Source organism: Xanthomonas sp. NCPPB 3442 (assembly GCF_056725145.1).
The window spans coordinates 4,288,891-4,300,726 of the sequence record NZ_CM161514.1; the positions used below are offsets into that span (position 1 = coordinate 4,288,891).

Sequence of the window (11,836 nt, forward strand, 5' to 3'; positions counted from 1 at the left end):
CTTACTTCTTGCCCCGCTTGCCCAGCCGCACCGCATCCAGCACCACGAACAGCGGCGGCCACAGCGCCATGCCCAGCAGCGGCGCCCACCAGTAGCTCCACGGCAGGGTTGGCTCGCCCACCGCCAGATGCACCGCCGAAGACACGATGCGGTCGTTGAGCAGCAGCCCGCCGATGGCCAGCGCCTGTTGCGAGACCGGGAAAAAACGCATGCGCGCGCGGAAGCGCTGCAGGATGAAGGTCATGATCACCAGCCGCAGCGCCTGTTCGCCGAGCAGCCCGCCATACAGCAGATCGGCCAGCACGCCGGCCACGAAGGCCAGGCCCAGCCCAACCCGGTCCGGCTCCTCGATCACCCAATATGCCAGCACCAGCGCCAGCCAGTACGGCCGCAGCGGCTGCACCACCATTGGCAACGGCAGCAGGCCCAGGACCAGCGCAATGAAGATGCTCGCCGGCAGGATCCAGGTGTTGCGCATGCGGGTCATTGGTCCGTCTCCTGCGGAGAAGAACGGGATTGGGGATTGGGGATTGGGGATTGGTTAGAAGCGGCCGCCTGTGCTGGTGCGGCGTTGCCGTTGCCGTTGCCCCTTCCAGCGTCTCCACTCCCTGAAGCCTGTGAGCCCTGCGATGACGCTGCGCGGGAACCGCGGGTCGGGAGTTCAGGGCCGTTCGACCCAGGAGGACTGGCCGGCAGGCTGGCGTGGCCGCTGGATGCTGACGCTGATGCGCGGGCCGACTGGACACCAGGCGCGGCAGGTGTCGACACGGACTGTGTGCGCGGCGCGGGAACAGTGCCGGTGCCCGATGCCGCAGCGGCCGTCGGACGCGCGGTATCAATCATTACGTTGGAAATCCCGCCCACCGGCGTGCGTGGCGTGGCAGCCACCGGCGCGCTGGCGGCTGCCGCGCCGCCGTTGCTGTTGTCGCTGTTGCGAATCCCAACTCCCGAATCCCCAATCCCGGCCCCCGGCACCAACCGCAACGGCTTGCCGGCACGCAGCAGCAACACATCCCGGCCGCGATCGAGCTTGGCGGCCGGGGTCAGTTCGCCGACCAGGAAGGCGTGGGTGTCGTCCGGATGCAGTTCGGAGACCTTGCCGACCGGGAAGCCGGCCGGGAAGCGGCCGCCCAACCCCGAGGTGACGATTTCATCGCCCACCTGCACGCCGGCACTGAGCGGGATGTCGCGCAGTTCCAGGCGGTCGCCGCGCCCGTAGACGATCAGCCGCACGCCATTGCGCGCCACGCTGACCGGCACGGCGTGGTCGGGGTCGGTGAGCAGCAACACGGTGGAATGCAGCGGGGTGACTTCGATCACCTGTCCCATCAGGCCGCCGGCATCGATCACCGCCTGGCCCAGCACCACCCCTTCGCGGCTGCCAGCGTCCAGCAGCAGGCGTTGGCGCGTCGGATCCAGATCGATGTTCAGGATCGGCGCCAGTTGCACGTCCAGACCGCGGCGCTCGGCCACGTTGAGCAGTTCGCGCAGTTGCGCGTTGTCCAGGGCTGCGGTCTGCAACCGGGTCAGGCGCGCATTGGCGACCAATAGCTGATTGCGCAGATCCCGGGTCTCCTCCACCAGTTGCGCATGCGTTGCGGCGTTGTCGCGCACCTGCGAGCCGATGCGCCCCGGCAGCCCGGCCACCGCCCAGATCGGCTGGATCAGCAGATTGGCCTGCATGCGCACCTGGCTCAGCCAGCCACCGCGGCTATCGAGCGCGATCAGCACCACCGCCAGCACCAGATAGACCAGCAGCCGCAGCGTGGAGGTGACTTCGCCCGGACGGGAGGCGACGGGAGGACCGGCGTAGGAGGGCACGTTAAGGCCGGGATTCGGGATTAGGTATTGGGGATTCGAGGAGCAGTTGGCGGCCCCCGGTACGACTAAGCGTTAGACAAACAGGGCTACACCGCAATCGGTCAAGGCCGAAGGCCGGGACACGCTTTGCGAATCCCGAATGCCGACTCCCTAATCCCGAGCGCTTCACTCCGGCGCGAAGAACTCGTTGCCGTGCATGTCCACCAGCTCCAGCGCACGGCCGCCGCCGCGGGCCACGCAGGTGAGCGGGTCGTCGGCCACCTGCACGTGCAGGCCGGTTTCTTCGGAGATCAGGCGGTCCAGGTCGCGTAGCAGCGCGCCGCCACCGGTAAGGACGATGCCGCGCTCGGCCACGTCGGCACACAGTTCCGGCGGGGTCTGCTCCAGCGCCAGCTTCACCGCCGAGACGATGCCCGACAGCGGCTCGTGCAGCGCTTCGAGCACTTCGTTGGAGTTGATCTTGATCATCTTCAGCACGCCCTCGGCGAGGTTGCGGCCGGAGATTTCCATCTCCTGCACCTCGTCCTGCGGGTAGGCGCAACCGATCTGCAGCTTGATGCGCTCGGCGGTGGCTTCACCGATCAGCATGCCGTGGTTACGGCGCACGTAATTGGTGATCGACTCATCGAAACGGTCGCCGCCCACACGGACCGATTGCGAGTACACGATGCCGTTGAGCGAGATCACCGCCACTTCGGTGGTGCCGCCGCCGATGTCGATGACCATCGAACCGCGCGCCTCGGTCACCGGCATGCCGGCGCCGATCGCTGCGGCCATCGGCTCTTCGATCAGATAGACATCGCGCGCACCGGCCTCTTCCGCAGATTCCTTGATGGCGCGGCGCTCGACCTGCGTGGAGCCAGCCGGCACGCACACCAGCACGCGCGGGCTGGGGCGCAGGAAGCGCGATTTGTGCACCTTCTTGATGAAGTGCTTCAGCATCGCCTCGGTGTAGGTGAAGTCGGCGATGACGCCGTCCTTCATCGGGCGGATGGTGGTGATGTGGCCGGGGGTACGGCCGAGCATCTGCTTGGCCTCCGCGCCGACGGCAGCGACCGAGCGCGTGCCGCCGATTGCGCGATCCTGCCGCACCGCAACCACCGACGGCTCGTTCAGCACGATGCCCTGTCCGCGCACGTAGATCAGCGTATTGGCCGTGCCCAAATCGATGGACAGGTCGTTGGAGAACATGCCGCGGAGTTTCTTGAACATCGAGGGAGTCGTTCCTGGGTGAGTCGCATGCCCGCCGCCAGACTGGCGAAAATTTGGGCAGAAAACGAAGTCGGCTAGCCTAGCAATCCCCCCCGGGGTGAGCAAGGAAAAATCGGCGATTTCGCCCCCGTTTTCATGTGGCGGTCACGCCGGCCATGGCATGCGGTTGTGGCCCTGATCGGCCGCAGCCGTTACCCTTTGCGCCGCGGCGCACGCGCCGTCCCGCTGCCATGCCCGGCAATTGGCGGGTTTTCCCAACGCAAAGGCCCGACTCGATGTCCGCACTGATCTGTGGTTCCCTCGCCTACGACACCATCATGGTGTTTCCGGACCAGTTCAAGAACCACATCCTGCCGGACAAGGTGCACATCCTGAATGTGTCGTTCCTGGTGCCGCGCATGCGCCGCGAGTTCGGCGGCTGCGCCGGCAACATCGCCTACAACCTGCATCTGCTCGGTGGCGCGCCGATCCCGATGGGCACCGTCGGCCAGGATTTCGGCCCGTACCGCGAACACTTCGAAACGCTGGGCATCGACCTGTCGCGGGTGAAGATCATCGACGACCTGTTCACCCCGCAGGCGTTCATCACCACCGACCACGACAACAACCAGATCACCGCCTTCCATCCGGGCGCGATGATGCGCAGCTACGAAAACCACGTGAAGGATGTGCCGGGCGTGACCCTGGGCCTGGTCGGCCCGGACGGGCGCGAAGGCATGATCCAGAACGCGGAAGAGTTCGCTGCCGGCGGCATCCCTTTCATCTTCGACCCCGGCCAGGCGATGCCGCTGTTCAACGGCCCGGAGCTGCGCCAGTTCATCGAACAGGCCCAGTACGTAGTGGTCAACGACTACGAGTCGAACCTGTTGCAGGAACGCACCGGCTGGGACGAAAAAGACATCGTCTCGCGCGTGCAGGCCTACATCACCACGCAGGGCCCGAAGGGCGCGCTGGTGCATACGCCGGAAAAGACCTACGACATTCCGCCGGCGCACGAGCGCCGCGTGGTCGACCCGACCGGCTGCGGCGATGCATTCCGCGCCGGGCTGATCTACGGCATCCAGGGCGGCTACGACTGGTTGACCATCGGCCGCATGGGCAACCTGATGGGCGCGCTGAAAGTGGAACACCCGGGCACCCAGAACCAACGCTTCGACTTCGCCGAGTTCAACGACCAGTTCAAGCAGCAGTTCGGCTACGCGTTGTAGCCGGGAGTGGGGATTCGGGAGTCGGGAGTCATAAAAGCTGGGTCCTGGCGCCTCGAGGCCACGAGGAACCGCGCGATGGCGCGGTTTTTTCGTTTTGGCCCGGGCGAAAAGGCAGCCGCCCCCAGCCGAGCCGCTTTTGCCAATCCCGACTCCCGAATCCGCATCCCCGGCGTTTGCTGCACCGCGGTTTGAGCCTCGCCCCGGTTTATGCGTCACTGCCGCTCTGGCCCCGGGTAGGGACCGAGGAAGCGCCACGTGTCGGAAGTGACTGTCGCCAACCTCCTGCAGGCCACGGCCGGGCCCTTGTCCGATGCCCAGGCCGAATCGGCGCTGCTGGCGCGGATGCGCCGCTTCCGCCAGATCGAACCGCTGCCGCCGGCGCTGGCGCGCTCGTGGCAGCGCTGCCTGGACGAGTATGGGCTGAGTCCGGATGCCCCCCCGTTGCCGATGGTCCACGACGGTAGCGGGCTGCGCGAGCGCCAGCAGCGGCTCGAGGAAGTGCTGCGCATCGCCAAGGTGGAGATGGAGAACCTCTACGAGCAGATCGCCGGCGGCGGCTATGCCGTGGTGTTCGCCGACGCGGAGGCGACCTTGCTGCACAGCGTGCAGGACCCGGCACTGCTGCGCGAATTCCGCCAGACCGGGTTGTTTTGCGGCGCCAGCTGGGCCGAGCGCTACCAGGGCACCAACGGCATCGGCACCTGCGCGGTGGAGCGCAGCGCGCTCGGCGTGCACCGCGGCGAGCATTACCTGGCCCGGCATCTGCCGCTGTCGTGCAGCGGTGCGCCGATCCTCGACCCGCACGGGCAATTGCTGGCGGTGCTGGATGCGTCCACGCCGGACGCGCGCGACACCAAGCTGGTACAGCGCCACACCAGCGCGTTGGTGCGCATGTCGGCGGCACAGATCGCGCGTTCGTATTTCCTGGAGCAGTACAGGCATGCGTGGATCCTGCGCTTCCACAGCCGCCCGGAGTTCGCCGGCCTGTTGCACGAGGCGCTGATGGCGATCGGCGCCGACGGCTGCGTGCTGGCCGTCAACGAAGCGGCGCTGGAACAGCTCGGCAAGGGCGACCGCAGCCTGCTGGTCGGGCGCGACATCTCGCAGGTGATGCAGCTGGACTTCGACACCGTGGAGCAGCGTGCGCGCAACGCTGCCAGCACGCTGTGGTCGATCCGCTGCGCCTGCCACGGGCGCCGTTTCTTCGCCCTGGCGCAGCCGCCGCGCCGCAACGCGGTTGCTGGCGGCGCGCACGCCACCCCCGCCGACGATGGCGAGGCCGCTTACGCACGCGAACACGTCGGCTCCGATCCGCGCATGCGCCACAACCTGGACAACGCGCTGAAGCTGGTCGCGCATCGCGTGTCGATCCTGCTGTGCGGCGCCACCGGCACCGGCAAGGAGGAGTTCGCCAAGGCGGTGCACCGCGGCTCGCCATGGGCAGCGCGGCCGTTCGTGGCGGTGAACTGTGCGGCGATTCCCGAGGCGCTGATCGAGAGCGAACTGTTCGGCTACGCGCGCGGCGCGTTCACCGACGCCGCGCGCGAAGGCCGTCACGGCAAGCTGCTGCAGGCCAGCGGCGGCACCTTGTTCCTGGACGAAATCGGCGACATGCCGCTGCCGCTGCAGACGCGGCTGCTGCGCGTACTCGAAGAACAGAGCGTGACACCGCTGGGCAGCGACCGGGCAATGCCGCTGGAGTTGCACGTGATCAGCGCCAGCCACCGCGACCTGGCGCAGATGGTGGCCGCCGGCGAATTCCGCGAGGACCTGTACTACCGCCTCAACGGCGTGGTGCTGCATCTGCCGCCGCTACGCGAACGCAGCGACAAGGCCGAACTGATCCGCACCCTGTTACGCGAGGAAAACAGCGAGCGCAGCGTGCGCATCAGCGAAGATGCGCTGCACAAGCTGCTCAGCTACGCCTGGCCGGGCAACCTGCGCCAATTGCGTAATGTGCTGCGCACGGCGGCCGTGCTGTGCAGTGACGAGGTGATTCGCCTGCCGAATCTGCCGCAGGAGATCGTCGACGCGGGCAGCGCACCTTGCCTGGTCGATGCGCGCGCGGTCGCGGCCGACGATATGCCCGGCCGCGTTGCATTGGATCAGGCCGAACGGCTGGTGCTGCAGCAACAACTCGAACGCCATCGCTGGAATGTCAGCCGCACCGCCGATGCCCTGGGCATCAGCCGTAACACCCTGTATCGCAAGTTGCGCAAGCACGGGCTGGAGACCGGATGAATCGGGAATCGGGAATCGGGAATAGATAAAAGCAGCGCGCTGACGCTCTACGATTCCCGATTCCCGATTCCCGATTCCCGATTTCCCGCGATCAAAGCGCCCAGCGCACGCCGATCAGGTACTGCCGGGGCACCCCCGGTGCGAGAAATCGTGCCGGGCCGGTTTCCACTGGCGCATCCTGCGGGCGTGCGAGTTCGCCGTCGGGAAACACGTCTTCGGCCACGGCGGCATAGGTGGCGTAGCGGCGGTCGAAGACGTTGTCGATCCGGGCGAACAGCGACACCCGCGCGTTGATGGTCCAGCGCGCCTGCAGGTCCGCCAGGGCATAGCCGGCGGTGCCGATGTCGAGACGCTCGGGCGCGGCCTCGCCTTCTTCGGCATTGTCGACCTGGCCATCTTCGTTGCCGCTGGCCACCCGCCCGGAGACCGCACGCACGCCCACGCCCAGCGTCAGCGCATCGCGTTGCCACTCCATCCCGAGCTTGAGGTTGTGCCGCGGTAGCGCGGCGATCCGCAGTCCCGGCCGCAGAGCGATCACACGCTCGCCGGACAGCAATTGGCCGTCGCTGCGGTAAGTGGCATCCAGGTAGCTGTAGCCGGCCGACCACTGCCAATCGCCGCTGCGCAGATGCAGTGCCGCGTCCACGCCCTGATAGCGCGTGCGGCCGACATTGTCGAAGTAACCCAACTGCGTGTCCGGTGCGCGCAAGAACAGAATGTCGTCGCGATTGTCGGCGCGGTAGACCGACAGCGTGGCGTTGCGATCGGCCGACGGCGTCCAGCGCGCGCCCAGTTCGTAGGTGCGCGAGATGATCTGCTCCAGGCGCGGATCGGCCTGCAGACCGGTCGGCAACCGACATGGCTGGGTGGGATCAGCGCAGCCCAATTCGATGGCGGTCGGTGCACGGCTGTTCTGCGCGACCGAGCCGTAGAGCGTCACCGCCGACGCGAGCCGCCGGGTCAGCCCCAGCGACGGGTTGGCTTTGGCATAAACGAAGCGCTCGCGTGGGCGGTCGCCGTCGTCGGCGGTGGAAAGAACGTTGTCCACCACCACATGATTCCAGCGCACCGCGGCGGTGAGATGGGTGGCATCGTCCAGTGCCCAGGTGTCGGCCAGGAACACGCCCAATGTCTGCGTACTGCCGCGCACGCCGGAAAAGAACGTGCGGTCGGTCGCCGGATCTGCAACGATCGAGCGGTCGGGCTGCACCCACCCGTCGCGGGCGAATTGCCGATAACGCACATGGCCGCGATCGAAGGTGGCGCCGGCGGTGAGCGCATGCGCACCCCATTTCATGCTCAGATTGAGCGCAATGCCCTGCGCGTGCTGACGCATCTGGGTGGTGTTGAGCGCGCCGGTGTGCAGCGTGTCGGCATCGGTGCGGGCGACGTCGCAATCGGCATCCAGTGCGCTGCCATCGGTGGCGTAACCGGAAGCGCACTTTTCGACGAATTCCTCGTAGTCCTGCCCGATGTCGCCATTGACGGTGTCGCGCCGCCCCATCTTCGAATAAGCCAGCGCGTGCAGCGCAGTGTCTGCATCGAAACGATGGTCCAACTGCACGCTTAATAGCGTATTGCGATTGCGGGTGAGATCGGGCGATGTGTAGACCGAGCGCCGATCGGCGCGATACAAGCCGGGCTCCGGACCTTCGTCGGTGTAGCGTGTATCGGGCAGCAGACCATTGCCGATCAGACGGCTGCGCCCGTGCAGCAGCGACAGGCTCCAGTCGGTCTGCTCGCCTTGCTTACCGACCTTGCCGAACACGGTGCCAAGCCGGCCTTCGGAGGCAGCGCGCCAGCCGTTTTCGTCGAAGCCGGTCAGCGCGACAAAGCCATGCCAGCCGTCGGCGCCGGCAACGCCGTAACTGGCATCCAGCCGCTTGCGCGCGCCGCTGCCGATGCTCGCTTCCCCCTGTAATCCGGGCGCGGTCAGCCCGGAGGCGGTAGACAGCACCACCGCGCCGCCCAGCGTGTTCGGCCCGAACAACGGGTTGGAACCCGGCATCAGCGTCACGGCGCTGATTGCCGCTTCGGGCAGCATGTCCCAGCTGACGATATCGGCGAACGGTTCGTTGAAGCGCACGCCATCCAGATACACCGACACCCCTTGCGAGGCGCCCGGCAGCGCCGACGCACGAAAGCCATGGAAGGTGAGATCGTTCTGGAACGCGCTGCCCTGCACGTCGTTGCCGTCCACGCCAATGAAGCGGCGCTGCAGCAGATCGCTCAGGTTGTTGCTGCGCCCACGCGACAGTTCGGCATTGCTTGCCGACTGCACCATGTACGGCAATTGCGCCGCATCGATGGTGGTGCCCGGGATCGGCGTGGCGGTCACCTCGATACGGTCCAACCAGGTGACTTGCGGCGCTTCCGCTGCAACGGCCAGTGCGCTGCGTGCGAGCAAGGTCATGGCGCATGCGCCTGCCAATCCCCTGCGATGCAGCGTCGCTGTCCTGCATCTGCCTGCTGCCATGTGCGTCTCCTTCAATACACCACGATGGATTTGATGCCGCGTGCCGCACGCAGGTCCGCCAACGCCTGGTTGATGTCGTCCAGCGCCAGGGTTTGCGTGATCAGCGGCGCCAGTTGAATGTCGCCGTGCAGATAGCGTTCGACATAGCCAGGCAACTCGCTGCGGCCTTTGACGCCACCAAAGGCGCTGCCGCGCCACACCCGCCCGGTGACCAATTGAAACGGGCGCGTGCTGATTTCCTGCGTGTCCTCGGCCACGCCCAGGATGACGCTCTCGCCCCACCCCTTGTGGCAGCACTCCAGCGCGGCGCGCATCGCACCGACATCGCCGATGCATTCGAAGCTGTGGTCGGCGCCGCCATCGGTCAGGTCCACGATCACCTGCTGGATCGGCGCACCGTAGTCGCGCGGATCCAGGCAATCGGTGGCGCCCAGCGTGCGTGCCAGTGCGAATTTCGCAGGGTCGATGTCCACCGCGATGATGCGACCGGCCTGGGCCAGCACTGCGCCCTGTATCACCGACAATCCGATGCCGCCCAACCCGAACACCGCCACGCAATCTCCTGGCCGCACATGCGTGCTGTTGAGCACCGCACCGACGCCGGTGGTGACCGTGCAGCCGAGCAGGCAGGCCTGCTCCAGCGGCGCATCCGGATGGATGCGTGCGACCGCAATCTCCGGCAATACCGTGTATTCGGAAAACGTGCTGGTGCCCATGTGATGCAGGACCGGACGCCTGTGCAACGAGAACCGGCTGCTGCCATCGGGCATCAGGCCACGTTCCTGGCTGCTGCGAATCGCCTGGCACAGATTGGTACGGCCGGAACGGCAGAATTTGCACACGCCGCATTCGGGCATGTACAGCGGAATCACGTGATCGCCGGCCCGCACGCTGGTGACGCCGATCCCGACGTCTTCGACAACACCGGCGCCCTCCTGCCCCAGGATCGCCGGGAAGCTGCCGGCGTGGCCATGCGCCAACGCATGCGCATCGCCATGGCAAATGCCGGTAGCGACCAGGCGCACCAGCACCTCACCGGGACGCGGCGGCTGCAGGTCTACCTCTTCGATGGTCAACGGCTGGTGCGGACCCCAGGCCACCGCAGCGCGTGTCTTCATCCGGCCTCCCTGACGCGCGTCGGCCTGCCGGCCGCTCAGCGCGCGATGATCACGCCCCACGGCAGCTCGCCGACGGGGATCTGTTTGAGTTCGCGCAAGCTGGCGGTGTCGATCACGCTCACGCTGTTGGAACGCCCGTTGGCAACGTAGAGCTTGTCGCCGGCCGGCGTCAGCGCCGGATTCCACGGACGCTGCCCGACCGGGATCTCGGCCAGGGTGCGTGCGGTCTTGAGATCGATCACGCTGACCGTGCCGGCGCCCCCGTTGGAGGCATACAGCCGCGCGCCATCTCCCGACAGCGCCACGCCGGCGGTGCGCACGCCGGCCGGCAGGCTGGCGCGCCGCTGACGCGTCTGCAGGTCGATCACGTCCACCACGTTGGCGGTTTCCTGGGCGATGTACACGCTGTGCCCGTCGGGTGCGAATGCCATGCCGCGCGGATGCCCGCTGGTGGCCACCACGCCGCGCGATCGATGCGTGGCCAGCTCGATCATGTCCATGTCGTTGGAGCCTTCATTGCTGGTGAGCAACCACTTGCCATCCGGGGTGTAGGCGCAATGCTCCGGCGCCTGCCCGCGCGTGGCGATCACCTGCTGCACGACAAATTGCGCCGCGTCGATCAGCGTCACCTGATTCTGGCCTTCCACGCATACCGCGAACTGCTTGCCGTCCGGCGACAACGCGATGCCTTCGGCGTTCTCGCCGATGTCCACGCTGCGCAACACCGCATCTTTTTCGGTATCGAGTTCGACCAGCCGGTGATGCTCGGCATCGATCAGATACAGATGCCCTTGCGGGCCGGGCAATAGCTGCTGCAAGCGCTTGCCGAGCTGGCCCTGCGCGCTGAGCGTGCGCACCACGGTATCGGTGTGCGTATCGATTACCGAGACGGTGCCACTGCGTTGATTGGGCACATACGCAAGCACCGGCGGCGTTGCCGGCGCCGGTGCTGCAGGGCCCGTCGTCGCGGGTGCGGCGGTGGAGGCCGGCGAGGCAGCGTCGCGCTGGCAGCCGGCCAGCAGCAGCGTGGCCAGCAGCGTTGCCGCAAGCATGCATGGCCAGCGAGCAGGCGCTGGCCTCATTGCGCCTTGCCTGCAGTCTTGTTGATCGAGTGGATGAAGGCGAGCAACTTTTCGGTATCGCCGGGCTTGAGCACCGGCGCGAACGGCGGCATCTGCCCGACGACCTTTTCGTGCCCGACGCGGGTCTTGCCGTGGGTGATCATGGCCGCGGTGCCTTCATTGATCAGCGTACGCAGGGTGTCGTCGTCGCTGCCGTACACCCAGATGTCGTTGGTCAGCGGCGGGCACATGCCACCGCCACCGGTACCGCCATGACAGGCATTACAGCCGGCCGAGAAATAGATCTTCTTGCCTTCTGCGACCAGTTCGGGCGTGACCTTGACCTCGGGTCCCTTGGGAATCGGCACGATCGTGGCAGGTGGTGCGACCGGCGTCGCTGGATCCGGGGCAGGCCCGGCCGCCACATTCGGCATCCCTGCGGCCGCAGGTGCAGGTGCAGACGCTGTGCTGTCGGCGGCTGGCGCAGGCGCCGGTGCGCTGGCGGCCGCCGGGGGCGCTGGCGGCGGCGCATCGGCGGCCGGGGCCGGCGGCGCGTCCTTGCCGCATGCCGCCAACACGACGCTGAACATCAACGCGCACAGCGGTGCGCGGACGGAACGATCGAGATAACGTGTAGTGGACGTGCGCATGAACGAACCTTTTTGATCGGAGGGAACGCCGCGCACTCCGGTGCGCGCG

9 protein-coding genes are annotated in these 11,836 nt (G+C 67.0%); 2 read left to right on the forward strand and 7 right to left on the reverse strand.

The genetic code is table 11. From position 1 onward, the window contains the following. Nucleotide 1: 1 nt before the first annotated feature. The 3 genes from mreD to AC1POX_RS18625 all read right to left on the reverse strand — a co-directional run bounded on the left by mreD (nucleotide 2) and on the right by AC1POX_RS18625 (nucleotide 3,033). Nucleotides 2-487 carry a rod shape-determining protein MreD gene (gene mreD / locus AC1POX_RS18615; protein ID WP_005911183.1) on the reverse strand — a complete coding sequence of 162 codons (486 nt, stop codon included), beginning with the start codon at nucleotides 485-487 and terminating at the stop codon, nucleotides 2-4. Then, entirely contained in the window at nucleotides 484-1,821 is a 1,338-nt protein-coding gene (gene mreC / locus AC1POX_RS18620; RefSeq protein WP_372356465.1) for a rod shape-determining protein MreC, read from the reverse strand. Before mreC ends, mreD begins: the two co-directional genes overlap by 4 nt. Before the next feature lie 165 nt (nucleotides 1,822-1,986). Next, nucleotides 1,987-3,033: a rod shape-determining protein gene (locus tag AC1POX_RS18625; protein WP_481108590.1), complete on the reverse strand. Its 1,047-nt coding sequence runs from the start codon at nucleotides 3,031-3,033 to the stop codon at nucleotides 1,987-1,989. A 275-nt stretch (nucleotides 3,034-3,308) separates the two neighbouring features. Between AC1POX_RS18625 and AC1POX_RS18630 the strand changes: the two genes are divergently transcribed. Then, the gene (locus tag AC1POX_RS18630; protein WP_008573357.1) at nucleotides 3,309-4,241 is read left to right on the forward strand and encodes a carbohydrate kinase family protein; all 933 of its coding nucleotides are present in this window, start codon (nucleotides 3,309-3,311) and stop codon (nucleotides 4,239-4,241) included. 255 nt (nucleotides 4,242-4,496) lie between these two features. Continuing rightward, nucleotides 4,497-6,482: a sigma-54-dependent Fis family transcriptional regulator gene (locus AC1POX_RS18635; RefSeq protein ID WP_011346332.1), complete on the forward strand. Its 1,986-nt coding sequence runs from the start codon at nucleotides 4,497-4,499 to the stop codon at nucleotides 6,480-6,482. Nucleotides 6,483-6,573: 91 nt separating this feature from the next. Here AC1POX_RS18635 and AC1POX_RS18640 read toward each other — a convergent pair whose 3' ends face one another. Genes AC1POX_RS18640 through AC1POX_RS18655 form a run of 4 tightly spaced genes read right to left on the reverse strand, consistent with a single transcriptional unit; the run spans nucleotide 6,574 to nucleotide 11,823 of the window. Continuing rightward, entirely contained in the window at nucleotides 6,574-8,958 is a 2,385-nt protein-coding gene (locus AC1POX_RS18640) for a TonB-dependent receptor (RefSeq protein WP_372356466.1), read from the reverse strand. An 11-nt stretch (nucleotides 8,959-8,969) separates the two neighbouring features. Further along, a complete protein-coding gene (locus AC1POX_RS18645; protein WP_033837397.1) occupies nucleotides 8,970-10,076 on the reverse strand; it encodes an S-(hydroxymethyl)glutathione dehydrogenase/class III alcohol dehydrogenase in 1,107 nt (368 codons plus the stop codon). Nucleotides 10,077-10,111: 35 nt separating this feature from the next. Then, nucleotides 10,112-11,158 (reverse strand): beta-propeller fold lactonase family protein, encoded by a 1,047-nt coding sequence (locus AC1POX_RS18650; RefSeq protein WP_057681156.1) that lies wholly within the window; start codon nucleotides 11,156-11,158, stop codon nucleotides 10,112-10,114. After that, nucleotides 11,155-11,823, reverse strand: a complete 669-nt coding sequence (locus AC1POX_RS18655) for a c-type cytochrome (RefSeq protein ID WP_031420966.1) — start codon at nucleotides 11,821-11,823, stop codon at nucleotides 11,155-11,157. Before AC1POX_RS18655 ends, AC1POX_RS18650 begins: the two co-directional genes overlap by 4 nt. Nucleotides 11,824-11,836: the final 13 nt, after the last annotated feature.

Excerpts from the sequence above, each read along its gene's own strand:
- AC1POX_RS18625 (WP_481108590.1), bottom strand. The coding sequence starts at position 3,033 with ATGTTCAAGAAACTCCGCGGCATGTTCTCCAACGACCTGTCCATCGAT.
- AC1POX_RS18630 (WP_008573357.1), top strand. The coding sequence starts at position 3,309 with ATGTCCGCACTGATCTGTGGTTCCCTCGCCTACGACACCATCATGGTG.
- mreD (WP_005911183.1), bottom strand. The coding sequence starts at position 487 with ATGACCCGCATGCGCAACACCTGGATCCTGCCGGCGAGCATCTTCATT.
- AC1POX_RS18650 (WP_057681156.1), bottom strand. The coding sequence starts at position 11,158 with ATGAGGCCAGCGCCTGCTCGCTGGCCATGCATGCTTGCGGCAACGCTG.
- AC1POX_RS18645 (WP_033837397.1), bottom strand. The coding sequence starts at position 10,076 with ATGAAGACACGCGCTGCGGTGGCCTGGGGTCCGCACCAGCCGTTGACC.
- AC1POX_RS18640 (WP_372356466.1), bottom strand. The coding sequence starts at position 8,958 with ATGGCAGCAGGCAGATGCAGGACAGCGACGCTGCATCGCAGGGGATTG.